This is a genomic window from Pseudoxanthobacter sp. M-2 (assembly GCF_046156265.1).
In the GTDB taxonomy this organism is placed as follows: Bacteria; Pseudomonadota; Alphaproteobacteria; order Rhizobiales; family Segnochrobactraceae; genus CAMDHY01.
The window spans coordinates 650,415-674,195 of the sequence record NZ_JAWDIR010000011.1 but is presented as its reverse complement, the minus strand read 5'-3'; the positions used below and the strand labels follow the sequence as shown (position 1 = coordinate 674,195).

Here is a 23,781-nt window from a genome sequence, read left to right as displayed (position 1 = left end):
TTTTCCGCGCCGCCGAGCGCCGCTGGCCGATGCCCCGCGGCGTCAGGAACGCGGCGGCGACCCGACGCGTCAGATATCGTCCGTCTTCTCCGGCGGCACCAGCCCCTCGAGGCCCTTCAGCAGCTCTTCTTCCGACATCCGGTCGAAGGCGATGTCGCCGTCGTCGGCACCGTCGGCGGCCGTGATCGCGGCGACCGGCTCCGGCTCGGGCTCGTCGACCTCGACGTACTTCTGCAGGGAGTGGATCAGGTCTTCCTTCAGATCGTCCGGGACGATCGTGGAATCGGCGATCTCGCGCAGGGCGACGACCGGATTCTTGTCGTTGTCGCGATCGATGGTGAGGGCCGAGCCGCTGGCGATCATGCGAGCACGATGGCTCGCGAGCATCACGAGCTCGAACCTGTTCTCAACCTTGTCGATGCAATCCTCGACGGTCACGCGGGCCATCGGTTGACTCCGTTTCGGGGGGATGAGTAATCCTCTTAGGTGGCGCGCGGCAGAATGGCAAGGTCCGCGTCGTGCGCCGGTTTTCGGACAGCGGTCCGCGGATGTGATCGGTGGGAGCACCAGCGGGGGCGAAGCTCCGATCCAGACGTCGTGCGACGGCTTTCCGTTGTTCCCCCGAACCCTATCTTTTCGCGCTATCGCCCGTATATTTGCCTCCGGACCCCTGGAAAACGCCAAGATGTTTGACCCTAGAGAAAAGATCGCACTTTTCATTGACGGCGCCAATCTTCACGCGACGGCACGCTCCCTGAATTTCGACATCGATTACAAGAGGCTCCTTGAGGAGTTCAAGTCCAGGGGCTATCTTCTGCGCGCCTACTATTATACGGCGTTGGTCGAAGATCAGGAATACTCGTCGATCCGGCCGCTGATCGATTGGCTGGACTACAACGGCTACAAGGTGGTGACGAAGCCGGTGCGCGAATTCGTCGACCAGTCCGGCCGCCGCAAGATCAAGGGCAACATGGACATCGAGCTTGTCGTCGATGCCATGCAGATCGCCGAGCAGTGCGACCACATCGTGCTGTTCTCCGGCGACGGCGATTTCCGGCCGCTGGTGGAGGCGATCCAGCGGCGTGGCCGCAAGGTCAGCGTCGTCTCGACGCTGGCGACGCAGCCGCCGATGATCGCCGACGAACTGCGCCGCCAGGCCGACCACTTCATCGAACTCGCGACGCTCTCCTCGCGGATCGGCCGTGACCCGGCGGAACGGGCCGCGCGGCAGGCCGAGCGGTTCGAACGGCAGGCGCGCGAGTCCGTCCCCGCCGCAGACTGATGCGGAGCGCAGGGATGAAGGCGGTCCGCCGCACGCAGCGGCGGGCCATCACAAGTCCGTGTCGCGCGCCGGCGCCGGCATGAGCGTCGTCGAGCCGGGGCGCGACTGCCCGCTCTGTCCGCGGCTGGTGGCGTTCCGCCTCGAGGCCCGCGCCAAGGAGCCCGACTGGTTCAATGCGCCGGTGCCGACCTTCGGCAGCGACACGGCGCGGCTTCTGATCGTCGGGCTCGCCCCGGGTCTGCGCGGGGCGAACCGCACGGGGCGCCCGTTCACCGGCGACTATGCCGGCGAGCTCCTCTACGCCACCCTGACCACCTTCGGCTTCGCCCGCGGCGACTATCGCGCCGATCCAGGCGACGGCCTCAGCCTCGTCGACACGGCGATCACCAACGCGGTGCGCTGCGTGCCGCCGCAGAACAAGCCGACGGGCGACGAGATCCGCACCTGCCGCCACTACCTCGCGGCGACCATCGCCGCCATGCCGCGGCTGACGGCGATCGTCGCGCTCGGACGGATCGCCCACGACAGTGTCGCCTCCGCCCTCGCCCTGCGGCGGGCGGGCGTGCCGTTCGGACACGGTGCGGAGCACGAGATCGGCGGGGGCCGCCGCCTCTACGACAGCTATCACTGCAGCCGCTACAACACGAACACGGGCGTGCTGACGCCGGCGATGTTCGAGGCGGTGTTCGCCCGCATCGCCGCGCACCTGCGCACGCTGGACTGAAGGGCGTCGAGGCCAGGGAGCGTCGGGAGGATCGACCCTGGCGATCCGGCCGGCGGCGAACCAGGCACAGACCGCGTGGGCAGCCCCTGTCAGGCGCCGAGATCCGGCGCATTCCCGAAACGGCGCCTGTCCAGGAAAGATGCCGATGCATCGACGGCCCGTGGGCCGCCGTGCGCCCGTCCCCGGAAGGACGGGCGGCCGGGCTCAGTTGCCGAGGCGGTCGAACCGGTACCAGGTGTCCGCGAGGTTGCGGGTGGCCATCGTCACGCCCTGCACGACCTTCAGGAACTTCAGGAGGTCCACGGTCGGGCTGTTGGCGATGTAGACGAGGTCCTTGTCCTGGATCTCGATGAAGCGCGCCAGGAAGAAGGACGACGGATTGGTGAGGTCGAGGCGGTACACGACCGGCACGCGGTAGCCCGGACGGATGAGCTTGCTATCCGGCCGCAGCTTGGCTGCGGTCGCCGATGTCTCGTAGCGGAACAGGAAGACGCCGCCGGGGTCGGCGGTGTTGTCGTCGAGGCCGCCGGCGCGCGCGAGCGCCTCGGCGAGCGTCACCGCGCGGGCGTCGAACTTGAACAGCTCGGTGGCGCGGGCGGCGCCGAACACCGTGAACGTCCGCGGGAAGTTCGCCACCATGATGGTGTCGTCGGCCTTCAGGTAGACGTTGTTCTGCGGGATCTCGAACAGGTCATCGAGGAGCACGGCGCCGGTCTGGCCGCCGCGCTTCAAAAGCACCAGCGTGTCGTAGGTCGGGAACTTCGAGCCGCCCGCCTGGGCGACGAGATCGAGCACCCGCGTGCCGTTCGGCGTGATCGGGAAGCGGCCGGGCGAGCCGACGTCGCCGAAGACGACGACGCTGTTCGTCAGGTTGGAGGAGACGACCACCTGCACCTGCGGCTGGATCGCCTTGTCGGCGAGTGCCTGCTGGATTGCGATGCGGACGGACTCCACCGTCGACCCGGCGGCGCGGACGCGGCCCACATAGGGGACGAAGATGGTACCGCTCTCGTCGACGACGGAGTGCAGCGTGTTGTTCTTGCCGGCGTCGCTGGAGAACAGCCCGTTCGGCCCGGCCTCCCAGATGTTCACCGTCACCGTGTCGCCGACGCCGATGCGCTGCACCGTCGAGGCGGATGGTATGGAGAACCGCTCCTGGAACTCGCGCGAGCGGACCTTGCCGACGATCTCGGCGACCGTCGGGTCGATGTCGACGACGAGATAGCTCTCGTCCTGCGGCTCGGCGACGGCCTTCGTCTCGATCGCGACCGCAGACGGGCCGCGACCGGGCAAATCTGAGCATCCAGCCACGAACGCGGCGAGGAGCAGCACGGAAATCTTGAACGCAGTCATGCCGTCGCGCGAGTCGACCAAACGGAAGCGTTGCTTAGCACCAGCCCATTCCTTCCGCCATCGCCGATCCCGCCGCAGGGGCAGAGTATCCTCCACCGTGGCGGCGCGAGTGACGTTTGTATCACACACGGTAAACGCCGCCTTTCCGGGGAGGGCGGCAGACGAGAATATTCGCGGCCGAGCCGGCCGCGGCAGAACACCGGCAGCCGGCCGGGTCGCCCCGGCCGGCGAGCGTGACGCCATTAGACGAAGTGGTCGCGCACGCCGGCGATGATGATCGAGAAGATACCCCAGACGATCAGGCACACACCGAACACGACGGCGGTCCACCGCAGCCCCTGCGGATAGAGCGCCTCCTCGGCCGACCGGGGCGAGACGAAGACCGCGAGGTAGCGCTGCTTGCGGTCGGCCTCCAGGCGCGCCCCTTCGAGGGAAGCGAGCGAGGACACATAGGCGCGCTCGGCGAACTCCCGCTCGGTGAGAAGCTCCTCATAGCGGGTGAGCCGCTGCGTAAGGGCGGTGCCGGTGGTCCCGCCCCGTTCGAGTGCCACCTTCTGGCGCTCGACGTCGGCCTGCTTGCGTACGGCGGCCAGCTGGCTCTCGAGCTGCACGACGGGCGGCGCCGAGGCCGACATCGTCTGGCGCAGGGCGTTCAGCTGCGATTCGATGCCCGTAGCCTGCCCTTCGAGCTGCGTGATGACGCCCTGCTGGGCGGCGGCGGCGGCGGCCGGATCGATCTCCGACTCGCTGCCGCGGAAGGTGGCGATCATCGCCCGCGCCAGCCGCAGGCGCTGCTCCGACTTGGCGACCTCGGCGCGCGATTCCCGCAAAGAATCGTCACGCGCCCGGCGGGACAGTTCGTTGACGAGACGCTCGCTCGCAGCCAGCACGTTTTCGGCGACCAGTTGTGCGTCCTCCGGCCGGAAGGCGCGCACCGTCAATGTGACGACGCCGCTGAACGTGTCGAACTCGGTCGAGATCATCGTCCTCATGTAGTCGACGAAGTCCTCGATCGGCTTCGTCGGGTCAAATCGGTAGTAAAAATCCGCCTCGGGACGATCGTAGATCTCACGCAGGTTGATGCGCTTGTCGAGTTCTTCGATGAGGTCGCGGGAGTGGATGTAGCTGAGGATGATGTAGGTGTCGGCCGTCTCGCTGGAGGCGGTGGTGGCGAAGAGACCGAGCATGTCCGCCGGGCCGGCGGCGCCGGCCGGCCCGCGCACCGCGAACTGGCTGACGGTCGAGTACTGGCTCGTCGCCAGGAACATGTAGAACAGCGCCGTCAACAGCGTCGGCACGACGACGGCGATCACGAAGGACGTGATGCCGAAGGCGCTGTCGGCCATGCGCGGCAGTACCGCACCGATGGGACGACGGGCCGGCTCCTCGCTCTCGGCCGGCTCGGGATCCGTGCGCGGCTCAAGCTCGCGGCCGCGATCGGTGTGCGGCTGCAACTCCCCGCGCGACCGTTCGGCCCGCATGTCGAGGTCGAGCGGCACGACGCGGTCGTCGTCGCCGTCATAGGCGACGAGCGAACGAGACCGCCGGCCTTTGCGGCCGTTCGCTCTAGAAGAGCGCGTTTCGCTCATCGTCGCCCTCGTCCTCGGTTTCGTCCTCGAGATCGTCCATGTCGGGTTCGGACGGCTTCTCGTTGAATGCAGCGACGGCCGCGGCGACGCTCATCATCCGCAGCTTCCCATCTTCCAGAATCGCGCCCATCTCATGGCAGGGATGGATGAACTTCACCTTATTGGTGATCTGGATGAGATCGGCGGTGCGCAGCCGCTCCGCCAGCGCCGCTTCCCAGCGGGCCCTGAATTCCTTGTTCGAAATCACCACTGATTTGTCAAGGATGTAGCAGTCGAACTCGATAGCCAGCACGAGCGCCAGCGGGAAGTACCGCTTCTGGTCGGGGGGCAGGTTGCTCATCGGCTGGTCGTATTCTTTGCCGATCCCGAGCATCTCGCGGATGAACTCGGAGACACTGCGCGTGCTCTCTCCATAGAGGCGGGCGATGAACAGCGCGTTCTCCCGCATGCTGAAGTCAGTGGAGATGTGACCAGCGAAGTTCATTGGCCACGACATCTGCACGTTGCGGGAGATCTGGCCGATGCGCGGATTCTCCATCCCCGTGAGAAGCCGGATCAGCGGCTTGATGCCGCTGTCGCGATTGCCGAGAACGACGGTGTTGCGGCCACGCGGGAAGGTGGCCGACATGTCGTCGAAAATCTTGACGGTGCGGCCGCGCTCCTTGATGCGCAGCGTCACGCCGTTGAGGGTGAAGTTCGGGCGCTGGGCCTCCGGTCCGAGATCGATGCGACGAGGATGCGCGGCGACGGACGCCGACCTTCCCGTCATGGTGTCGATGTTGACCATTGTCACCCGTGAGTGCGCGCCCCCGAGCCGGCGCCGCCGGGTTCCGGCATAGCGCATTTTCGCGAAGGAGCCCACTGTGAACACCTCCTTCTTCAACGAGTTGCTCACGGCGGTGGCAGAGCGCGGGCGCGCCCTGATCGAGCCCCGACGCGAGCGGCGGGACGGCACGCGCACCTTGCCGGCGCTCGTCGCCGCCCTGCTCTCGGAGCGCGGAGAGGCCTCGGGCGCGGCGATCGCCGCCGACATCCTCGCCACCTACCGCGGCCTCGACGCCGAAGGTCGGGCGGCGGCTTTCCGGCTGATGCGCGACGAGCTCGGCGCCGATCCCGACGCCCTGCGGGCGGCGGCGAACGCCTATCTCGAAGAGCCGACGGAGGGTGCCGTCGGCGCGCTCTATGACGCCGCGACGCCGCGCCGGCTCGAGCTCCTGCGCCGCCTCAACCTCGCCCCCGAGGGAACCCGCGCCCTCGTCGACATGCGCGCCGACCTTCTGGCCGAGCTCGCCTCCGACCGCAGCCTCTCCGGCGTCGACCGCGACTTCGAGCGCCTCTTCGACGTCTGGTTCAACCGCGGCTTCCTGGTGCTGCGCCGCATCGACTGGTCGAGCCCCGCCTCGGTGCTGAGCCAGATCATCGCCTACGAGGCGGTGCACGAGATCCACGACTGGGACGATCTCAGGCGCCGCATCGATCCGCCCGACCGGCGCTGCTACGCCTTCTTCCACCCCGCGCTCGTCGACGAGCCGCTGATCTTCGTCGAGGTGGCGCTGACCCGGTCGATCCCGGAGGCGATCGGGCCCATCCTGGCGGCCGAGCGGGAGACCGTGCCGCCGGGCGAGGCGACGACGGCGGTGTTCTACTCGATCTCAAACTGCCAGGTCGGGCTGCGCGGCGTCTCCTTCGGCAGCTTCCTGCTGAAGCAGGTGGTCGAGGAGCTGGCGCGCGACTTGCCGGGTCTGAAGAGCTTCGTGACGCTGTCGCCCGTGCCGGGCTTCGCCGCCTGGCTCGCCGGCGTGGCGGCGGACGCGGACCACCCCCTCGCCGAACCGGCGGCGCGGGCGGTGGCGGCGCTGGGCGAGCCGGACTGGCAGCTCGGGCCGAATGCTGCGGCTCTCGGCAAGACGGTGCTGCCGCTCGCCGCCCACTATTTCCTGCGCGAGCGCAGCGCCGGCGGCCGGCCACTCGACCCCGTCGCCCGCTTCCACCTCGGCAACGGCGCGCGGCTCGAGCGCCTCGACTGGCTCGCCGATCCGTCGCCGAAGGGGCTCGAGCAGTCGCACGGGCTGATGGTGAACTATCTCTACGAGCGCAGCGAGATCGAGGCCAACCACGAGGCCTATGCGCGCACCGGCAAGGTCGCCGCCGCCCCGGGGGTGAGCCGCCTGCTGCGCTCCCTGCCTTCACCGCAGCCGGCCGCATGAGAGCGGGGCAACGGCCGTCGGTCCGGCAGAATGGCCGTGCGGGGACCGGCACGCCTGTGCTGGTCACCGGCTTCGGCCCGTTCCCCGGCGTGCCGGTGAACCCGTCGGAGGCGATCGTCGCGCGGCTCGGTACGGTCGTGGGCGCGCGGCTGGTGCGTCGGCGGCTCGAGACCACCTGGGACGGCCTGCCGGTGCTCGACGGGCTCCTCGCCAGCGTCCGCGTCGCGGTCCACGTCGGCGTGGCGCCGCGGTCGCAGCGGCTGCGCATCGAGACGACCGCCGTCGACGGGCGCGACCGCGCACCGGACGCGGACGGGCGGCTGCCCGACGCCGCGGCGGACCGGCCGGGCGCCGTTCGCCGCAGCCGCGCCGTCGCGTCGCCGCTGGTGGCGGCGGCCCGGCGCGCCGGCGTGCCGGCGGCGGTCTCCGGCGATGCCGGGCGCTATCTCTGCAATGCCCTCTATTTCCGCTCGCTCACGGCCGCCCGCGGGGCGACGCGGCCGCATCTCGCGGTGTTCGTGCACGTACCGCCGCCGGCCCTGCAGCACGGGCGGCGGCTCGGCGACCTGACGGCGGCGGTCGCGGCGGTGATCGCCGCTCTCCTCGTCCAGACCCGGCCGCCGCGGCCGAAGCCGCGGGCGTCTCGTCAGCCGAAGTCGCGGTCGCGGGCGCTGTAGCGGCCGGCCGCCCGCCAGGCCTCCATAACCGCGTCGAGGCGCGGGTCGCCCTCGGCGGGCAGCACGATGCGGACGGTGGCGAGCAGGTCGCCGCGGCCGCCCTCGCGCGTCGGCAGGCCTTTCTCGCGCAGCCGGAAGGTGCGGCCGCCCGATGTGTTCGGCGGAATGCGCAACTCGACCGCGCCCTCGAGCGTCGGCACGCGCACGCGGGCTCCGAGCACCGCCTCGTCGAGCGTCACCGGCAGGTCGAGGCGGACGTCCTGGCCCTCGACGGTGAAGCGCCGGTGCGGCGCGAACTCGACGGTGATGATGGCGTCGCCGGCGGCACCGCCGTGGTGACCGGGCTCGCCCTGGCCGCGCAGCCGCACCCGCTCGCCCGGCTCGACGCCCCGCGGCAGCGTCACCTCGAGGGTGCGCCCGCCCGGCAGCGAGACGCGCGGCCTGGCGCCGGCGGCGATCTCCTCCAGCGTCGCGGTGACGGTGCCGACGACGTCGGCGCCGCGCTCGGGCGGCCGTCGGCCGGCCCGCCCGCGAGCACCGAGGATCTCCGACAGGATGTCGTCGATGTCGCCGCGGCCGCCGCGGAAGTTGAAGCCGCCGTCGGCGGCGCCGAAGCCGGCGTCGCTGCGGCCGAAGCCGTAGTTGCGCGGCTTGCCGTCGGCGTCGATGGCGCCGCGGTCGAACTGCTCGCGGCGGGCGCGGTCGCCGAGGATCTCGTAGGCGGCGCTCGCCTCGGCGAAGCGCTCCTTCGCCTTCGGATCGTCCTGGTTGCGATCGGGGTGAAGATTCTTGGCGAGCCGGCGGAAGGCGGACTTGATCTCCGCCTCGCTCGCCGATCGCTTCACGCCGAGAATGTCGTAAGGGTCGCGCATCCACACTCCCCGCCCGCACCCCCAACGGGTACGGCAGATCCAGCGCGATGCATATGGGAAGTCGGGGGCCAACAGGAAGCCCCGATCGCGTCGGTGCTTTCGCAGGGCTGTCGGGAAACGGTCGCTCAGCCGCCGGCGACGGCGGGCGCCAGGCCCTCGACGGCGAAGCTGCCGGCCGCATCGCGGCAGGCGATGCCGGAGAGCGCCCGCACGCCGTCGACGGCATTGACGACGGTGGCGAAGGCCCGGCAGTCGTCGCCGCCGGGGCCGGCCACCACCCGCACCGAGGAGATGCGGCCCTGGCTGCCCGATTCGACGTTGGCCCACACGAGATCGCCGGAGCGCGGATGGGGCGTCGAGAGGGCGCTGCCGATGGCGACGAGGTCGTCGCTCGACAGGCCGCCGAGGCCGGGCAAGGACGACTGGGCGGTGGCGGCGGTCGCCTCCAGCGCCTGCGGCGGCAGGGTGATGCCGGCGCAGGCCGAGACCGTCACCGCCGACGCGACGACGAGCGTCACCGCCAGCGACTGGCGGCCCCCCCTGACAACGCTATAACTGGCTTCCCGCACGATCGGCTTCCCGGACGCACCATGGCCCCCGACCAAGACCCTTCCACGCAGGTGTTAACGACTGGTGACTTCACCGACGCCGACGACCCTTTGCGGCTGTTCGACGCCTGGCTTTCCGACGCCGCGGCGAGCGAACCGAACGATCCGAACGCCATGGCGCTCGCGACCGTCGACCCCGACGGCTTGCCGAACGTGCGCATGGTGCTGCTGAAGGGCCTCGATACCGGCTTCGTCTTCTACACGAACTTCGAGAGCGCCAAGGGCCGCGAGATCCTCGCCTCCCACAAGGCGGCGCTGTGCTTCCACTGGAAGAGCCTGCGCCGGCAGGTGCGGGTGCGCGGGCCGGTGGCGGTGGTCGACGACGCCGAGGCCGACGCCTACTACGCTTCGCGGCCGCGCGGCTCGCGCATCGGCGCCTGGGCGTCGAAGCAGTCGCGGCCGCTCGAGGGCCGCTTCGCGCTGGAGGCGGAGGTGGCGCGGACCACCGCCCGCTACGGCATCGGCGAGATCCCGCGGCCGGCGCACTGGTCGGGCTTCCGCCTGACGCCGGTTTCGATCGAGTTCTGGCATGACCGCCCGTTCCGCCTGCACGACCGGGTGCAGTTCACCCGCCAGGCTGCGGGCGAGCCGTGGTCGAAGGCGCGCCTCTATCCGTGAGGCGGGCGCCGGCCCGCCGCCGAGGGCTGCTCAGAGCCAGTGCTTCAGGCGGAACAGGCCGTAGCTGAGGGCCGCCGAACCGGCCATCAGGGACAGAGCGAAGGGGTAGCCGAGAACCCACTTGAGCTCCGGCATCACATCGAAGTTCATGCCGTAGATCGAAGCGATCAGCGTCGGCGGCATGAACACGACCGCCAGCACCGAGAAGATCTTGACGATGGCGCTCTGGTCGAGATTGACAAGACCGAGAACGGCGTCGAGCAGGAAGTTGATCTTCCCGTCGAGCGACGAGCCGTGATCGGCGAGCGCCTTGACGTCGCGCGTCATCATCTTGAACGTTTCGTTGTCGGCCGGCGTGAACCCGGCCGTCTCGATGTGCTGCGAGAGGAAGAGCAGCAGGCGCGACTGCGAGGTGAGGCTCTCCATCGTGCGGTTGGTGAGCATGCCCTGGCGGCCGATGCGACGGATCACCTCGTGGAAGTCGGTGGCGCCGCGGCGGTCGGACATGTGCTCGTCGAACACGGTGCGCGAGAGCGTGTCGATGTCGGCGGCGATGTGCTCGAGGATGTCGGCGGTGCGGTCGATCACCGAATCGAACAGCGTCAGGAAGACGTGCTGGCCGCTGACGCAGTGGCTACCGGCGCGCTGCATGCGCGACACCGCGATCGGGAAGGACTTCGGCTCGTCGAAGCGAACGGTGACGAGGCGCTTGCCGGCGAGGATGAACGTCACCGGCGTCGTGCCGGGGCGCCCCTCGGTGATGCCGCACAAAAGCGTGGCGGTGAGGTAGACGGCACCGTTCTCCGCATAGAGGCGGCTCGACGGCTCGATCTCCTGCATGTCCTCGCGGGCCGGCATCTCGACGCCGACGAGGGCTTCGGCGCGCGCGGCCTCCTCGCCCGTCGGCGCGACGAGATCGATCCACACCGCATCGCGCGGGATCGGCCCGAGGGCAGCACTCGGCTCCCGCCGCTCCAGGCGCTCGTCGCCCGCGACGTAGTATGTGATCATCGCCCCTCCAGTCCGCCACAGCCGAGCCGCCCGGCCTCCACTGAAGGCATCGGCGCGCGCGTCCGGTCAAGCCGGCCGGTGCGGAAATGCACCGGCACGGCCGATCACCCGGTGCCCCGGGGGCGATGTCGGGACGATGACGGCATCTGGAGGCGGGACTTCGGAAGCGAAAGCGGGTCCGGCGCTCCTCCGCACCCATCCGCCCTTGCAGGCCCTGTCGTCACTCAGGCCCCGGAGGCCGCTTTTGGCTCAGCGCCGCTGGGGCGTCGCTTCGGTCTTGCCGGTCCGCCGCGGCGTGCACAGCGCCGCCGCCGTGATCGCGCCGATCGCCACCGGCTTGTAGTGCTGCTGCAAGTTGGGCCGTCGCTCTCGCGGCTCCGCCTGGTCGCTGCTCGGGCTCTGGCTCATCTGGGGCGCCCGGGTGCCCCGCTGCTGACTGTACATGTCCCACTCTCTCGGCTCGTCCGACCATTCGGCGGCTAGAGCCCGCACTTACGGTTCGAACACGTCGGCCCTGTGTTCCGTTCTGCGGCGCATCGTCGAATGCGCCGCCACGTCTTTTTCTGCAGGGTTCGACACGACGAGATAACGCTTGACCGTCAATTGCGGCAAGAACAGGAAAGACACAATTTCGTCACTGAGGCGCCGTTCACGCTTCTTTACCGAATGATAACTTTTAGTGAAGTGTGACCGGCGGCACAGACGCAGCACTATTCCTGCGGGCCGAGGTGGAGCGGGGACAGCGGCCGGTAGCAGGCGGTAAGCGTCGGCAGTGGATCGGCGGCGACGAGGCCGCGGCCGGCGAGATCCTCGAGATGGGCGAGCACCGACAGCCCAGCCGCCGGCTCCAGCGCCGGATCGAGCCCGACATAGACGGCCCGGACGATGGCCGGGATCGTCTCGTCGCCCGCGGCGAGGCGCTCGCGAATCGCACGCTCGCGTCCCCGGCGATGGGCGGCGAGCGCCGCCACGTAGGCCGGGGCGTCCGTGACGGCGCCACCGTGTCCGGGCAGGTAGGCGCGCTCCGGCCGCGCCGCGAGGCGGGCGAGCGAGGCCATGTAGTCGGCCATGGCGCCATCGGGCGGCGCGACGATGGAGGTCGACCACGCCATCACGTGATCGCCGGAGAACAGCCACGCCTCGCCATCGAGGGCGAAGGCGAGGTGGTTGCCGGTGTGGCCAGGAGTCGCGACCGCCGTCAGGGTGAATCCCTCGCCCTCGACCACCGCGCCGTCGGGCAGCGCGATGTCCGGCACGAAGTCGGTGTCGCCGCCGGCGTCGAGGCGGGCGGTCTCGTCGGGGCGCGGCGGACGGGCGGGATGGTGCGGCCCGGCGGCGAGCCGCGGCGCGCCGGTGGCCTTCGCTAGCGCCGCCGCACCCGGCGAGTGGTCGCGATGCGTGTGAGTGACGAGGATGTGGGAAACGCGGGCGCCGCCGATCGCAGCGAGGAGCGCGGCGAGATGGCGCGGGTCGTCCGGCCCGGGGTCGATGACGGCGAGCGAGCCGGCATCGCCGACGAGATAGGTGTTGGTGCCGTGGAAGGTGAACGGGCCCGGATTCTGCGCCGTGATCCGGCGCACGCGCGGCGCCACCGGTACGGCTTTGCCCCACTGCGGCTCGAAGGCGCGATCGTGCTCGAGCATCGCCCTTCCCTCCCCAGCCGCGGCTACTGGCCGCTGCATTCGCCACCGGTCCGCACCCGACCGCACGGTCACGTTCGCTCTCGCCGCAAAGACGCCTTGCGGCCCCCCGGAGGCCCCGTTATAAGCACGCCGCACATCGGAGTGTAGCGCAGCCTGGTAGCGCACCTCGTTCGGGACGAGGGGGTCGCAGGTTCAAATCCTGCCACTCCGACCAATCTTTCCCGAGACTTAGCCGCAAGGGCGAACCCGCGAGGGTGGACGCTCGCGGCTGCGACCCCAACCGGCGAAACGCTCAGCTCAGGCAGCCGGCGCGAAGTGGCGGGCGAGCGCGGCTGTCGCGGCCTCGAGACCGCCTTTGCCATGCGGCAGTCCGAGCGCCCTCAGCGCGACTTCCGTGGCGCCCAGGGTGCCCAGCACCATCGGCGCGTTGGCGTAGCCCATGTGGGCGATGCGGAATGCCATCCCCGTGAGCTCGCCGATGCCCGAGCCGAGGACCACGCCGAGGTTCTCGCGGGTGAAGTCGCGCAGACGTTCCGGGTCGAAGCCCGGCGTCAGGATCGTCGTCACCGCGGCCGACCGCTCGGCAGGCTCGAGGATGTTGAAGGCAAGCGCGCCCTGCTCCGCCCAGACCGCGACGGCGGCCTGCACCGCGTCGGCCAGGGCGACGTGGCGGGCCCAGGCGTTCTCGAGGCCCTCCTCGAAGAGAAGCTCCAGCGCCGTGCGCAGGCCGAACAGCATGTGCTCCGGCGCCGTGCCGCAGAACTTACGATAGTTTTCCGGCAGGTCGCGCGCCGTCCAGTCCCAGTAGGCGGTACGTAGGCCAGCCGTTGCGTGAGCCACCTTCGCCCGGGTCCCCGCGCCCACGAACGAGAGCCCGGGCGTCATCATCAAGCCCTTCTGCGAGCACGTCACCGCGACGTCGACTCCCCACCGGTCCATCTCGAACGGCATGCAGCCGATCGAGGCGATGCCGTCGACCATCAGCAGGGCCGGGTGGCTTGCGGCGTCCATCGCCGACCGGATCGCCGGGATGTCGTTGACGACGCCCGACGCCGTGTCGATCTGGACGACCAGGATCGCCTTGATGGCGTGCGTCGCATCCGCCTTCAGGCGCGCCTCGACGGCGGCCGGGTCGACGGCGCGGCGCCAGTCGCCGTGCAGGATCTCGACCGCGAGCCCGAGCATGTCGCCCTGCTCGCCCCACCCCTTCGCGAATCGCCCGCTTTCGAGGACGAGGACGCGGTCGCCGCGCGACAGGGTGTTCGTCAGCGCGGCTTCCCACGCGCCGTGGCCATTGGCGATGTAGATGTAGGTCGAGCCCTCGGTCCGGAAGACGGCCTTGAGGTCCTGCAGGCACTGCTGCGTCGTCTCGAGGAGATCGTCCGCATAGATATCGACGGCGGGCCGGTGCATCGACCGCAGCACGACCTCGGGCACGTTGGTGGGGCCCGGTATGGACAGGAACTCACGGCCCCGCGCGAGCGGCACCCCGCGTGCGCCGACCGGCGATACCCGGCTCGAAGCTCCATCGTTCTGCATCAGTGACAAGGCTCTCGCTTGAAGGGACCGGCGTTGCGCTGATTCCAGCTATGCAGAGAACCCGCCGGCGCCACAACACGGCTCTCGCTCGCAGCCTTCGGGAAGCGAGGCGATGGCGCTTTCGGTCCTGATGCGCACCGCCAGTTCCGGTGCCTCGCGACCGGACCCCCGGCAAGCTCACACTCGCGGTTCGCAAGCCCCCTTACCTACCCAACCTGGGTGGCCACTTCGGGCATGCCGGGCTGTCGGGGCATTGTTCCCGGTGTTTCCTGAAACGGATCGCTCCCGGCGGCGTTTGCCTTCTGACGAAGGGGACCATGTCGACACGATCCACATCCTTGCTGGTGCTGCTCGCCTGCCTTGCGGCGCTTCTCGTCGTGCCCGACGTCCTGCTGATCGTCTTCGCCGGAATCCTCCTCGCGGTGCTTCTCCACGGTGGCGGCCATCTGATCGCCGCCCGGCTCGGGGTCGCCGACGGATGGGGCGTCGGGCTCTTTCTGCTCGGGCGGGCATCGCGGAGCCCATTCGGATGAGGCGCGCGTCGATCCGATGGGTCGGACGGGGTGCGGCGCTCGTCTGCCTGATGATGGTGACCGCCACGGCGCTGGCCCTGATCGAGACCGACGTGTGGTGGATCCGCGTCCTCGACTTTCCGCGCCTGCAGATCGCCGTCGTGCTGGCGGTCGCGCTCGTGGCGTTCTGGTGGGCCGGCGCGCGTGACGCTTTCGCCGGCGTCATCGCCATCGCCTCCCTCGCCGCCCTCGGGTGGCAGGTGTTGATGATCGCGCCCTACACGGCCGTGTGGCCGCGGCAGATGCTCGCCGCCACGGCCTGTCCCGAGGGTGCGCGCGTGCGCTTCCTGATGGCGAACGTCCTGCAGGACAATCGTGGTTCACAGGCCGTGCTGCAGCTCGTCCGCGATACCGATCCGGATGTCGTGCTGCTGACGGAGATCGACCAGTGGTGGGCGGACGAGATGGCGGGCCTGACGGCCTCCCACCCGCAGACCATCCTCGAGCCGCGCTCCAACACCTACGGGATGGGGCTCTATTCCCGCCTTCCCCTGCAGGACGGCGCGGTGCGCTACCTCCTCGAAGACGACATCCCCTCGATCCGCACGCGCGTGGCGCTGCCGGACGGGACCATCTTCACCGTTTGGGGCGTGCACCCGGCGCCGCCGCGGCCGGGCGACGACACCGACGAGCGCGACGCCGAGCTCCTCATCGTCGCCAAGGAAGCGGCGGAGGCGTCCGGGCCGGCTGTCGTCGCGGGCGATCTCAACGACGTCGCCTGGTCGTCGACGACGACGCTCTTCCAGAAGATCAGCGGCCTGATCGACCCCCGCATCGGCCGCGGCCTCTACGCCACCTTCAACGCCAACTGGCCCCTGATGAAGTGGCCGCTCGACCACTTGTTCGCCTCGACCGAATGGACGCTCGGCGAATTCCGCCGCCTGCCCGACATCGGCTCCGACCATTTCCCGATGCTCGTCGAGCTCTGCCACCAGCCGCAGGCCGCGGCCGTGCAGGAGCCCGTCGAGCCGGAGCCTGGGGATGCCGAAGAGGCGCAGGAACACATCGGCGAAGGTCGCGAAGCCGCGACGGAGGACCCGTGAGCGGGCCGGCATAGATCGGGCGCCGGGGCCGGCGACACGGCCGGCCCCGAGCTGGCTCGTGTGGCGCTCAGAAGCCGCCGACGGGGAGCTTGCCGCAGAACTTCTGCTGCTGCTCCGTGGTCGGGAGGTCACCGCCCGCCTTGGTGACGAACGTGGTGCCCGGCGGCACCGGCAGCGCCGACAACACGTCCTCGCCGATCGGGCAATGGCAGGTGGCGAGGGTCACGGTCGTCCCGTCCTCGCTGGTCACCGTTCTCACCTTGTCGCAGGCGAAGCTCCAGCAGTTGACGAACTGGTCGGTGGGAGCAACCTGCGCGTTGCAGGCGTCGTTGACGACGGCGGCGTGATAGTTCCAGCCGTAGACCTTCTGCGGGAAGGTCGTGACGGTCGAGTAAAGCGACCAGACGCCGTTCTTCGGCGGCTTGCAGGAGCCCTGCATGTTGCCGCCGGTGACGTTGGCGAAGGCGCCCGTGTCGCCCGCGGGCAGCACGGGACAGGTGCATTCGGCCTCGGGGAAGTTGCGCGTGCCGCCCTCGGGCGTGTTGACGGCGATCTTCTTGCCCGTCGCCTTGCAGGTCGAGGCGGCGCAGAGCGCATAAGGCGTGTTCTTGCAGAGCTTGATCTCGGTGTTCGACTTGCCCGCCGCACGACTTTCACCCGGCGCGAATGCGAGAACAGGCAGCACGGCCATCACAGCCACCGCAAACAACTTCAACAACTTCATGAATACCCCCATGCAGACTGATCTTCAGACTTCAGTCAACACCTTGATCTTACTTGGCGAACCCGTCAGGCGTCAACAACACGTGAATGCATCGCATGGAGATATCTGCACCATTCTGGAAGATGAAGGTGCCAGTCTGGAACTATTGGAAGTGAATCCGGGGGATGGTCCGCGTCCGGCGACGCTGCCGTTGGCCGGGTAGGCCTGATGGTCGTCATCACGGCAGGGCGAGAAGCGGCGTTCGCGGAAGCGACGCTCATAAAAATGGCCCGGTCCCTTGCGGGAGCCGGGCCGAAGGTCTTCGCAGAGGGCAAACTCGCGAACGTCACCGAACGGGCGTCGCAGCGGAAGGTTCCGCATCGACGGTGACGAAACGAAGATTTTTTCTCGGACATGCGACCCAGCCGGCGCGAGACCGTGGCGGCGGATCGTTGCACCCGATCGAAGTGGGCTTCAGTCCTCGGTCCGGCTCTCCGGGTCGTCGCGGTCGCGGTCGTAGTGGTGGGCGAGCGGGAACGGCGGCAGCCAGGCTTCGCGGCGCACCGTCCAGCTCTCGTAGGTCGGGCGGAACTGGTCGGGCGCGTCGAGGGAGCCGAGGTTGATCTCGATCTCGTCGCCGGTTCGCGCGAACACCGGCGACCCGCACCGCGGACAGAAGAAGCGGCCGGCATAGGACCGCGTCTCGCCCTCGACCGTCACCGCGTCCTCGGGGTAGATCGCCGAGGCGTGGAAGAGCGCGCCGTGATGCTTGCGGCAATCGAGGCAATGGCAAAGCCCGACCCGCCAGGGGCGACCCGTCGCCACATAGCGCACGCCGCCGCACAGGCAGCCACCGGAGACCTGGTCCACGCCCCTCTCCTCTCCTGAGACGGCCGCCCCCAAACGGGGCGGGCCGTGACGATCATCCGCCACCCGTCGGCTCCCTGCCATCAGCTCCCTGCCGTCGCCCGCACGTCCTCGTTGGCCGGAGCGGCGGGCGGCTCGCGTCCGACATCGGTGACGACGAGATCGCGCGCCGCCCCCGTGCGCGTCAGCCAGCGCATGCGCTGACCGGCCGACAGGCCGACGAGGGCGGCGCCGATCGGCGTCAGCACCGAAACGCGGCCGGCGGCGATGTCGGCCTCCTCGGGATAGACGAGTTGCACGGTGCGGCTCTGCTCGGTCGAGCGGTCGGTATAGGTGACCCACGTGCCGATGTTGACCGCGTCGCGCGGGAACTTCGCCGACGGCACGACGCGGGCCCGCTCGATCTCGCCGAGGAGGAACGTCGCCACGTCCGGCATGCGATCGAGCGCCACCTCGGCGAGGTGGGCCAGCCGATCCGCGTGAGCGGCGTCGACGACGATTGCCGGCAGGGCGCGCGCCCGGCCGGTCCGATGTTCGGTCTGCTTCGCGGTCATGGCCATACCTCCCGGTCGCTGCCTCGGTTGTCGTTGGCCGGCGACACCGCGGGCAGCGGCCGTGTGCTCGACTGATAGAGAACGCCGTGGATGGTCAGGCGTTCGATGGTGCCATCGTGGCGGGGCACGCCGGTCTCGGCGCCCTCGCGCATGCCGAAGGCGGCGATGCCGAGGCGCGTGCGGAGCGCGATGCGGCCGAGCGGGGCCGCCTCCTCGTCCCACGGGGCGAGCACGGCCGATTCGACGGGCCGGTCGCCGAGGCCGAAGGCGAAGCGGGTGCCGAGGCCGACACGGTCGTGCGGGCGGTCCGCAGCGGCGAAGACGCGGGCGAGGGCGAGCTTGGCCCGGGCGACGGCCGTCACCCAGGGGTCATGGCGGGCGGCGTGGTCGAGCCAGGCGGCCAGCGCCGCGCGGTCCTCCTGCGCCAGGGCGCACGCGGCGGCGGCGTGCCCGATCTCGGGGTCGAGGGGCGGAAAGCCGCGCCGGGCGCGGTCGAAATCAACAGGACGCATGACAGCCTCCAGGGCGCGACCCACCGCAATCGCGGGGGGCGCCGTGCCAGAACGTGGGTGCTTGGAGGTTCCCCGAGCCGGGGCGAAGCGGAACGCGCGCGCCTGGCCCGGGGCTAGGCGCCTTCGATAGTCTGACCCGCGTGAAGCAGGTCTCGGGCGAAGGGGCGCGCGTTCATCGGGCCAGCATAGCCGGTCGGCGGCGGAAACGCCAATCGCCGGCCACCGCGGCACCGCCGGGCGAGTGTCGGGATCCGGTCAGTCGTTCGGCGGCACGGAGGGCGCGGCGACCTTCATCTCGCCGTCCGGCGCCTCGACGCGGTCGAGCGTGATCAGGCGCGAGCGGCGCTGGTAGGTGAGGTAGTTCCACACCCAGTCGAAGGCGACGCCGAGGCGGTTGCGGGTTCCGATCAGGAAGTAGACGTGGACGAGGCTCCAGAACAGCCAGCCGATCGTGCCGGTCAGTTCGAGCCGGGAGAGCTTCACCACCGCCGAGCGGCGGCCGATGGTGGCGAGGTCGCCCTGGTGGCGGTAGCGGAACGGCGCCGGCGCCGGCCGCCCGGCGACGCGGGCGCGGATGACCTCGGCGACGTACTCGCCCATCTGCTTGGCGGCCGGCGCGATGCCGGGAACCCGCTCGCCGTTCTCGTCCTGGACAGCGGCGGTGTCGCCGATGACGAAGACGGCGGGATCGTCCGCCAGCGACAGGTCGGGCCCGACCTCGACCCGACCGGACTTGTCGTGCGCCGCACCGAGCCAACGGGCGGCCGGCGAGGCAGCGACGCCCGCCGCCCAGATCACCGTGTCGGTGCCGATGACGGTGTCGCGGGTCCGGACGCAGTCGTCGTCGATCGCCTCCACCGGGTCGCCGGTCACGATCTCGACGCCCCTGCGCGCCAGCACGCGCGCCGCATAGGCCGACAGGTGCTCGGGAAGAGCCGGCAGCAGCCGCGGCCCGGCTTCGATCAGCAGGATCCGCGCGTGCTGCGGGTCGATGCGGCGGAAATCGAGCGGCAATGAATGGCGCGCGAGCTCGGAGATCGCGCCCGCGAGTTCGACCCCGGTCGGTCCGCCGCCGACGATGACGAAGGTCAGGAGCCGGCGCTGCTCGTCGGGATCGGTCGCCACCTCCGCCCGCTCGAAGGCGAGCAGCAGCCGGCGGCGGATATAGGCGGCATCCTCGATCGTCTTCAGGCCCGGGGCGAAGCGCGACCACTCGGGGTGGCCGAGATAGGAGTGCGTCGCACCGGTCGCGATCACGAGATAGTCGTAAGGCCACGATGCCGGTCCCGCATGCACCACCCGGTTCGCGCGGTCGATCCCGGTCACCTCGGCGAGTTGCACGGTGGTGTTCGGCTGCGCGCCGACGATGCCGCGGATCGGCCAGGCGACGTCGGAGGACGTCAGGGTGGCCGTGGCGACCTGGTAGAGCAGCGGCTGGAAGCAGTGATGGTTCTGCCTGTCGACCAGCGTCAGGTCGACGTCGGCGCGCCGGAGGCCCTTGGCGACCTCGATGCCGGCAAAGCCGCCACCGATGACGACGACGCGCGGCCGGCCGGGGTGGAGATCGTGTGCGCGCGGCGCGGACATCATGCCGTGACCGACCAGCGAACCGCCCATGGCCCCCGCCGCCCCTCCCCGTCACCGGGGCCCTCCTGCCAGATGACCCGGCCCGGCAGCGGCGGGAAGCCGTCCACCGTGCGTGCCGACAGGTTCGCGTGCAATGTCAGATCGGACCCGTCCGCGAGCGTCCAGGCGACGACGACGGCGCCCTCCCCCAGGACCTCGTAGCGGCCCGCCGAAGCCCCGCCTCCCCTCAGCCGCGGCACAACTTCGCTTTGCCGCAGCCTCAGCAGCCGCTGGTAGAAGGCCAGCCACTCCCGGTGCGGCTCGCGCTCCGGCTCGCTCCAGTCGAGCTTGGCAGCGAGAAAGGTCGCTTCGGCCGCGGGGTCGGGGATCGTCTCCCGAATCTTCGGGTCGCGGAAGGCCGGGAAGCGTTCGAACTCGCGGCGACGCCCCTCACGGACCTTCTCGGCAAGGTCCCCCTCGAAGCCGACGAAGAAGGGAAAAGGCCGCGCCGTGCCCCACTCCTCACCCATGAACAGCATCGGAATCTGCGGCAGGAGCAGATAGACGGCGGCTGCCGCCCGCACCGCCTCCGGGCTCGCCAGCACCGCGATGCGCTCGCCGGTCGCCCGGTTGCCGATCTGGTCGTGGTTCTGCAGGAAGGCGATGAAGGCAGTGGGCGGAAGCCCGGCGCTCGGCTCGCCGCGAGGCGAGCCGCGATAGGCCATTTCCTCGCCCTGGAATGCGAACCCTTCAGCCAGCGCCCGCCCGAGGAGGTCGGTCCGTGCGAGGTAGTCGGCATAGTAGCCGTGCCCCTCCTCGGTGAGGGCGGTGTGCAGGACGTGGTGGACGTCGTCATTCCACTGGGCCGTATAGGCGCCCGGCGTGACGGCGATCGGGTCAAGCCGCGAGGCCTCGTTCTCCTCGTTCTCCAGGATGAGATGGATCGGCCGCGAGGTCACCGCCGCACGGATTCGGTCGGCGAGCTCCACCAGGATCTCCGGGGTGCTGTCGTCGAGGATGCCGTGCACCGCGTCGAGCCGCAGGCCATCGAAATGGTACTCCTGCAGCCAGTAGAGCGCGTTCTGGATGACGAACTGGCGGATCCAGTGGCTTCCCTCGCCATCGAAGTTGATGGCCGGTCCCCACGGCGTCGTGTGGCGGTCGGTGAACAGCGGCGCATAGAGCGGCAGGAAGTTCGCCTCCGGCCCGAGGTGATTGTAGACGACGTCGAGGAACACCATCAGGCCGAGCCGGTGGGCGGCGTCGACGAAGGCCTTGAGGTCTTCCGGCCGCCCGTAGGCGGAGTCCGGGGCGAAGAGGAGCACGCCGTCGTAGCCCCAGTTGCGGCGCCCGGGAAAGTCGGCGACCGGCATGATCTGGACGGCGGTGATGCCGAGCTCGGCAAGATGGGGAAGCTTCCCGGCCGCCTCCGCGAACGTGCCGCCGGGCGTGAACGCCCCGACGTGCAGTTCGTAGATCACGGCCTCCTCCCACGGCCGCCCGCGCCAGTCGCCGTCCGTCCAGGCAAAGGCGGCGGGATCGACGACCTCGCTCGCCCCGAAGGCGTCGTCGGGCTGGAAGCGGGAGGCGGGATCGGGCACCTGCAGGCCGTCCGGCAGCAGGAAGCCATAGCGCAGGCCGGCGCCGCCCGGCACGCGGGCCGTGTGCCAGCCGTCCTCCGCAGCCTGCATCTCCAGCGGCGCGCCGTCGTCGACCACGAGCCGCACCGGCCGGATGGCGGGCGCCCACAGCCGAAACTCGACAACTCCGTCACGGCAGACGGTGCCGAAGCTCATCGGCTCGCTGGGCACGAAGGGTCGCGGACGGGGTTGATGCTGCATTCGCTTCAGTCTCGCCAAAGGGGTCGGGGCCGCGCGCCGGCTGACCAGTGGTGCAGAGATTGGGGACGGGTCGACCTCCTCCAACACCCCACCGCCGCAGGTTGTTCCGACGGCGGGCACTGGTCGCCGGGATCGGTACCGAGACGGGCGCCGGCCCGACGGTCGTTCCCGACGATGCAGGGATCAGGCCGGCTGGCGTCCGGTGCGGCGCGCAGCCAGTCGCGCGCTACGCTCCAGGGCGTGTGCCGATCCGGCTCGCGGTGATGCCGGCGACGGTGGCGCCCAGCACGACGGCCATGCCGGCGAGTTGCAGGGCCGAGAAGCGATCGCCGACGACGACCGCGCCGAGGATCGTCGCGACCACCGGGGTGAGCAGGCCGAGGAAGGCGACGACGGCGCCGAGGCGGGTGATGCCGCGCACCCAGACCCAGTAGGCGAGCGCGGTCCCGACGAGGACGAGGTACCCCATGCCGACGAGGTTTTCCGTCGTCGGTACCGGCGGCGCGCCCTCGATCGCCACGGCGAGCGGCACCAGGAGCAGGCCGCCGAGGGCGAGCTGCCACGCGGCAAGCTGCAGCGGCGTGCCGAGGCGGCCCCACTTGGCGATGAGCACCGTGCCGAGCGCCATCGACAGGGCCGCGCACAGCGCCGCCCCGACGCCGACGAGGTCAAGCGTGTCGGTCGGCGCCATCACGAGGAGCGCCACGCCGGCGACGCCGATCGCCGCCGCCACGACCTGCAGCACGGTTGGTCGCCGCTGCAGGATCGCCCAGGCGAGAAAGGCGACGATCAGCGGCTGCGTGGCGCCGAGGGTGGCGGCGAGCCCCGCCGGCAGTCGTGCCGCGCCGACGAACAGGAAGCCGAAGAACAGGCCGATGTTGAAGAGGCCGACCGCGGCGAGTGGCAGCACGGCGCGGCGCGGCGGCAGCCCTGCGCCCAACAGCATCAGGAGCACGCCAGCCGGCAGGGCACGGAAGGCGGAGACGAGCAGCGGATAGTCGGTCGGCAGCAGCTGCGTGAACACCACGTAGGTGCTGCCCCACAGCGCCGGCGCGAGCGCCGTCGTCAACACCAGAAGACCGCGCCCACCCAAATCCGTTCCTCGCGCCCCGCCGAATCCGATCGGCGCGGACCCTACGGTGCGCGAACCGGCGGGGGAAATGACTTGAAGTGATCCGTGGCAGGCGCAGCGGTGATCGTGCCGACCTCCGCTCGATGGGCCGAGACAGCCGCCACCCGGACCCAAGCTTCGCGACAGCCGGCACCTTCACAAAGACGGGCTGTCGAGAAGGGCCATCACGTCCCGCGTTGCGACGTCGCTTCTGCTCCGACGCCAGCATGGGCGGGCTGCGCGTGGGCATCGCCGGCCGGCGGCCCGCATCCACGCCGTTCGCCAAACTGCTGCCACGCCGGCGGGCGATGCTCTGGCCATGCCGACCCTGGAACGCGCCATCACCATCGCCTGCGAGGCCCACAAGGGCCAAGTGGACAAGGCGGACGAGCCCTACATCCTGCACGTGCTGCGCGTCGTGCTGGGGGTGGAGGGTGCGGACGAACAGATCGTCGCGGCCTTGCACGACGTCGTCGAGAAGAACCCGCAGTGGACGCTCGAGCGCATCGCGGTCGAGAGCTTCCCGCCGGAGATCGTCGAGGCCGTCGACGCACTGACGCGCCGCCCGGAGGAGAGCGAAGAGGCCTTCCTCGCCCGCGCCACGTCTGATCCGCTCGCCCAGGCGGTGAAGCGGGCCGACCTCGCCGACAATCTGGCCCAGATCCGGCGACGCGATGCCGGCAGAGGCGACGCTGAGCGCGAGGCGCACTATCGCGCCACCCTGGCGCGTCTCGGCACGGCGGCCTGAACCGCCACGTCCACGGCGCACCCCAGCGCCACCGCAACTGCCTGGAATTTAGGCCATTCCCGCCCGGTTGCGGCGCGGATTGGCGCAAAAAGTCGCCGATCGGTCCCGATACGGAACGGTTCGGGCCTGTTTCCTACGCGA

26 protein-coding genes and 1 tRNA gene are annotated in these 23,781 nt (G+C 70.2%); 10 read left to right on the top strand and 17 right to left on the bottom strand.

The window, feature by feature from the left end; all coding sequences use genetic code 11:
• Positions 1–69 precede the first annotated feature (69 nt).
• Positions 70–447: a DNA-directed RNA polymerase subunit omega gene (gene rpoZ, locus RUR49_RS08195; RefSeq protein WP_409145873.1), complete on the bottom strand. Its 378-nt coding sequence runs from the start codon at positions 445–447 to the stop codon at positions 70–72.
• A 238-nt stretch (positions 448–685) separates the two neighbouring features.
• Between rpoZ and RUR49_RS08190 the strand changes: the two genes are divergently transcribed.
• Both RUR49_RS08190 and RUR49_RS08185 read left to right on the top strand, forming a co-directional pair.
• Positions 686–1,282 carry an NYN domain-containing protein gene (locus RUR49_RS08190; protein ID WP_409146357.1) on the top strand — a complete coding sequence of 199 codons (597 nt, stop codon included), beginning with the start codon at positions 686–688 and terminating at the stop codon, positions 1,280–1,282.
• 79 nt (positions 1,283–1,361) lie between these two features.
• A complete protein-coding gene (locus tag RUR49_RS08185) occupies positions 1,362–2,006 on the top strand; it encodes a uracil-DNA glycosylase (protein ID WP_409145872.1) in 645 nt (214 codons plus the stop codon).
• A 204-nt stretch (positions 2,007–2,210) separates the two neighbouring features.
• Here RUR49_RS08185 and RUR49_RS08180 read toward each other — a convergent pair whose 3' ends face one another.
• From RUR49_RS08180 to RUR49_RS08170, 3 genes are all read right to left on the bottom strand, one after another.
• Positions 2,211–3,359 (bottom strand): polysaccharide biosynthesis/export family protein, encoded by a 1,149-nt coding sequence (locus RUR49_RS08180; RefSeq protein ID WP_409145871.1) that lies wholly within the window; start codon positions 3,357–3,359, stop codon positions 2,211–2,213.
• 242 nt (positions 3,360–3,601) lie between these two features.
• The gene (locus RUR49_RS08175) at positions 3,602–4,948 is read right to left on the bottom strand and encodes a hypothetical protein (RefSeq protein WP_409145870.1); all 1,347 of its coding nucleotides are present in this window, start codon (positions 4,946–4,948) and stop codon (positions 3,602–3,604) included.
• The gene (locus RUR49_RS08170; RefSeq protein WP_409145869.1) at positions 4,926–5,831 is read right to left on the bottom strand and encodes a hypothetical protein; all 906 of its coding nucleotides are present in this window, start codon (positions 5,829–5,831) and stop codon (positions 4,926–4,928) included. Before RUR49_RS08170 ends, RUR49_RS08175 begins: the two co-directional genes overlap by 23 nt.
• On the opposite strand from RUR49_RS08170, the gene RUR49_RS08165 reads away from it, so the two are divergent.
• Positions 5,812–7,155, top strand: coding sequence for a malonyl-CoA decarboxylase domain-containing protein (locus RUR49_RS08165; RefSeq protein WP_409145868.1), 1,344 nt, complete (start codon positions 5,812–5,814; stop codon positions 7,153–7,155). The two genes, RUR49_RS08170 and RUR49_RS08165, sit on opposite strands and share 20 nt — an antisense overlap.
• Before the next feature lie 56 nt (positions 7,156–7,211).
• The gene (locus RUR49_RS08160; RefSeq protein WP_409145867.1) at positions 7,212–7,832 is read left to right on the top strand and encodes a peptidase C15; all 621 of its coding nucleotides are present in this window, start codon (positions 7,212–7,214) and stop codon (positions 7,830–7,832) included.
• Here the strand turns inward: RUR49_RS08160 and RUR49_RS08155 are convergent.
• The gene (locus RUR49_RS08155; RefSeq protein ID WP_409145866.1) at positions 7,802–8,704 is read right to left on the bottom strand and encodes a DnaJ C-terminal domain-containing protein; all 903 of its coding nucleotides are present in this window, start codon (positions 8,702–8,704) and stop codon (positions 7,802–7,804) included. The two genes, RUR49_RS08160 and RUR49_RS08155, sit on opposite strands and share 31 nt — an antisense overlap.
• A gap of 125 nt (positions 8,705–8,829) precedes the next feature.
• Positions 8,830–9,273 carry an RT0821/Lpp0805 family surface protein gene (locus RUR49_RS08150; protein ID WP_409145865.1) on the bottom strand — a complete coding sequence of 148 codons (444 nt, stop codon included), beginning with the start codon at positions 9,271–9,273 and terminating at the stop codon, positions 8,830–8,832.
• A gap of 21 nt (positions 9,274–9,294) precedes the next feature.
• Here RUR49_RS08150 and pdxH point away from each other — a divergent pair, with 21 nt between their 5' ends.
• Positions 9,295–9,930, top strand: coding sequence for a pyridoxamine 5'-phosphate oxidase (gene pdxH, locus RUR49_RS08145; RefSeq protein WP_409145864.1), 636 nt, complete (start codon positions 9,295–9,297; stop codon positions 9,928–9,930).
• A 30-nt stretch (positions 9,931–9,960) separates the two neighbouring features.
• Here the strand turns inward: pdxH and RUR49_RS08140 are convergent, their stop codons facing one another.
• The 3 genes from RUR49_RS08140 to RUR49_RS08130 all read right to left on the bottom strand — a co-directional run bounded on the left by RUR49_RS08140 (position 9,961) and on the right by RUR49_RS08130 (position 12,584).
• Positions 9,961–10,941, bottom strand: coding sequence for a magnesium transporter CorA family protein (locus tag RUR49_RS08140; RefSeq protein ID WP_409145863.1), 981 nt, complete (start codon positions 10,939–10,941; stop codon positions 9,961–9,963).
• Positions 10,942–11,190: 249 nt separating this feature from the next.
• Positions 11,191–11,349 (bottom strand): hypothetical protein, encoded by a 159-nt coding sequence (locus RUR49_RS08135; RefSeq protein WP_409145862.1) that lies wholly within the window; start codon positions 11,347–11,349, stop codon positions 11,191–11,193.
• A 302-nt stretch (positions 11,350–11,651) separates the two neighbouring features.
• Complete coding sequence (locus tag RUR49_RS08130; RefSeq protein ID WP_409145861.1) at positions 11,652–12,584, bottom strand: MBL fold metallo-hydrolase; 933 nt, start codon at positions 12,582–12,584, stop codon at positions 11,652–11,654.
• A gap of 137 nt (positions 12,585–12,721) precedes the next feature.
• Between RUR49_RS08130 and RUR49_RS08125 the strand changes: the two genes are divergently transcribed.
• Positions 12,722–12,798, top strand: a tRNA-Pro gene (locus RUR49_RS08125).
• Between the two features lie 83 nt (positions 12,799–12,881).
• Here RUR49_RS08125 and RUR49_RS08120 read toward each other — a convergent pair.
• The gene (locus RUR49_RS08120) at positions 12,882–14,072 is read right to left on the bottom strand and encodes a pyridoxal-phosphate-dependent aminotransferase family protein (protein WP_409146356.1); all 1,191 of its coding nucleotides are present in this window, start codon (positions 14,070–14,072) and stop codon (positions 12,882–12,884) included.
• Positions 14,073–14,440: 368 nt separating this feature from the next.
• Here RUR49_RS08120 and RUR49_RS08115 point away from each other — a divergent pair, with 368 nt between their 5' ends.
• Together RUR49_RS08115 and RUR49_RS08110 are read left to right on the top strand one after the other, a co-directional pair.
• The gene (locus RUR49_RS08115) at positions 14,441–14,656 is read left to right on the top strand and encodes a hypothetical protein (protein WP_409145860.1); all 216 of its coding nucleotides are present in this window, start codon (positions 14,441–14,443) and stop codon (positions 14,654–14,656) included.
• Positions 14,653–15,738, top strand: a complete 1,086-nt coding sequence (locus RUR49_RS08110) for an endonuclease/exonuclease/phosphatase family protein (RefSeq protein WP_409145859.1) — start codon at positions 14,653–14,655, stop codon at positions 15,736–15,738. Before RUR49_RS08115 ends, RUR49_RS08110 begins: the two co-directional genes overlap by 4 nt.
• Before the next feature lie 67 nt (positions 15,739–15,805).
• Here the strand turns inward: RUR49_RS08110 and RUR49_RS08105 are convergent, their stop codons facing one another.
• Positions 15,806–16,462 (bottom strand): hypothetical protein, encoded by a 657-nt coding sequence (locus RUR49_RS08105; RefSeq protein WP_409145858.1) that lies wholly within the window; start codon positions 16,460–16,462, stop codon positions 15,806–15,808.
• Between the two features lie 10 nt (positions 16,463–16,472).
• Here RUR49_RS08105 and RUR49_RS08100 point away from each other — a divergent pair, with 10 nt between their 5' ends.
• Complete coding sequence (locus RUR49_RS08100) at positions 16,473–16,664, top strand: hypothetical protein (protein WP_409145857.1); 192 nt, start codon at positions 16,473–16,475, stop codon at positions 16,662–16,664.
• 251 nt (positions 16,665–16,915) lie between these two features.
• Here the strand turns inward: RUR49_RS08100 and RUR49_RS08095 are convergent, their stop codons facing one another.
• The 6 genes from RUR49_RS08095 to RUR49_RS08070 all read right to left on the bottom strand — a co-directional run bounded on the left by RUR49_RS08095 (position 16,916) and on the right by RUR49_RS08070 (position 22,874).
• Complete coding sequence (locus RUR49_RS08095; RefSeq protein ID WP_409145856.1) at positions 16,916–17,311, bottom strand: GFA family protein; 396 nt, start codon at positions 17,309–17,311, stop codon at positions 16,916–16,918.
• Between the two features lie 80 nt (positions 17,312–17,391).
• Entirely contained in the window at positions 17,392–17,862 is a 471-nt protein-coding gene (gene rnk / locus RUR49_RS08090) for a nucleoside diphosphate kinase regulator (RefSeq protein WP_409145855.1), read from the bottom strand.
• Positions 17,859–18,374 carry a hypothetical protein gene (locus RUR49_RS08085; protein WP_409145854.1) on the bottom strand — a complete coding sequence of 172 codons (516 nt, stop codon included), beginning with the start codon at positions 18,372–18,374 and terminating at the stop codon, positions 17,859–17,861. The genes rnk and RUR49_RS08085 overlap by 4 nt, the downstream gene beginning before the upstream one ends.
• Positions 18,375–18,629: 255 nt before the next feature.
• Complete coding sequence (locus tag RUR49_RS08080) at positions 18,630–19,961, bottom strand: NAD(P)/FAD-dependent oxidoreductase (RefSeq protein WP_409146355.1); 1,332 nt, start codon at positions 19,959–19,961, stop codon at positions 18,630–18,632.
• On the bottom strand, positions 19,961–21,781 hold the full coding sequence (treZ, locus tag RUR49_RS08075) for a malto-oligosyltrehalose trehalohydrolase (RefSeq protein WP_409145853.1): 1,821 nt from the start codon (positions 21,779–21,781) through the stop codon (positions 19,961–19,963). The genes RUR49_RS08080 and treZ overlap by 1 nt, the downstream gene beginning before the upstream one ends.
• 226 nt (positions 21,782–22,007) lie before the next feature.
• The gene (locus tag RUR49_RS08070; protein ID WP_409145852.1) at positions 22,008–22,874 is read right to left on the bottom strand and encodes a DMT family transporter; all 867 of its coding nucleotides are present in this window, start codon (positions 22,872–22,874) and stop codon (positions 22,008–22,010) included.
• Positions 22,875–23,211: 337 nt separating this feature from the next.
• Here RUR49_RS08070 and RUR49_RS08065 point away from each other — a divergent pair, with 337 nt between their 5' ends.
• Positions 23,212–23,640 carry an HD domain-containing protein gene (locus tag RUR49_RS08065; RefSeq protein WP_409145851.1) on the top strand — a complete coding sequence of 143 codons (429 nt, stop codon included), beginning with the start codon at positions 23,212–23,214 and terminating at the stop codon, positions 23,638–23,640.
• Positions 23,641–23,781: the final 141 nt, after the last annotated feature.

Bases quoted from the DNA above. Each gene is read 5' to 3' on its own strand.
- RUR49_RS08175 (WP_409145870.1), bottom strand. From the start codon at position 4,948: ATGAGCGAAACGCGCTCTTCTAGAGCGAACGGCCGCAAAGGCCGGCGG.
- RUR49_RS08185 (WP_409145872.1), top strand. From the start codon at position 1,362: ATGAGCGTCGTCGAGCCGGGGCGCGACTGCCCGCTCTGTCCGCGGCTG.
- RUR49_RS08135 (WP_409145862.1), bottom strand. From the start codon at position 11,349: ATGAGCCAGAGCCCGAGCAGCGACCAGGCGGAGCCGCGAGAGCGACGG.
- pdxH (WP_409145864.1), top strand. From the start codon at position 9,295: ATGGCCCCCGACCAAGACCCTTCCACGCAGGTGTTAACGACTGGTGAC.
- RUR49_RS08105 (WP_409145858.1), bottom strand. From the start codon at position 16,462: ATGAAGTTGTTGAAGTTGTTTGCGGTGGCTGTGATGGCCGTGCTGCCT.
- rpoZ (WP_409145873.1), bottom strand. From the start codon at position 447: ATGGCCCGCGTGACCGTCGAGGATTGCATCGACAAGGTTGAGAACAGG.
- RUR49_RS08190 (WP_409146357.1), top strand. From the start codon at position 686: ATGTTTGACCCTAGAGAAAAGATCGCACTTTTCATTGACGGCGCCAAT.
- RUR49_RS08115 (WP_409145860.1), top strand. From the start codon at position 14,441: ATGTCGACACGATCCACATCCTTGCTGGTGCTGCTCGCCTGCCTTGCG.
- RUR49_RS08180 (WP_409145871.1), bottom strand. From the start codon at position 3,359: ATGACTGCGTTCAAGATTTCCGTGCTGCTCCTCGCCGCGTTCGTGGCT.
- RUR49_RS08065 (WP_409145851.1), top strand. From the start codon at position 23,212: ATGCCGACCCTGGAACGCGCCATCACCATCGCCTGCGAGGCCCACAAG.
- rnk (WP_409145855.1), bottom strand. From the start codon at position 17,862: ATGACCGCGAAGCAGACCGAACATCGGACCGGCCGGGCGCGCGCCCTG.
- treZ (WP_409145853.1), bottom strand. From the start codon at position 21,781: ATGCAGCATCAACCCCGTCCGCGACCCTTCGTGCCCAGCGAGCCGATG.
- RUR49_RS08155 (WP_409145866.1), bottom strand. From the start codon at position 8,704: ATGCGCGACCCTTACGACATTCTCGGCGTGAAGCGATCGGCGAGCGAG.
- RUR49_RS08110 (WP_409145859.1), top strand. From the start codon at position 14,653: ATGAGGCGCGCGTCGATCCGATGGGTCGGACGGGGTGCGGCGCTCGTC.
- RUR49_RS08100 (WP_409145857.1), top strand. From the start codon at position 16,473: ATGCAGACTGATCTTCAGACTTCAGTCAACACCTTGATCTTACTTGGC.
- RUR49_RS08140 (WP_409145863.1), bottom strand. From the start codon at position 10,941: ATGATCACATACTACGTCGCGGGCGACGAGCGCCTGGAGCGGCGGGAG.
- RUR49_RS08085 (WP_409145854.1), bottom strand. From the start codon at position 18,374: ATGCGTCCTGTTGATTTCGACCGCGCCCGGCGCGGCTTTCCGCCCCTC.
- RUR49_RS08080 (WP_409146355.1), bottom strand. From the start codon at position 19,961: ATGTCCGCGCCGCGCGCACACGATCTCCACCCCGGCCGGCCGCGCGTC.
- RUR49_RS08130 (WP_409145861.1), bottom strand. From the start codon at position 12,584: ATGCTCGAGCACGATCGCGCCTTCGAGCCGCAGTGGGGCAAAGCCGTA.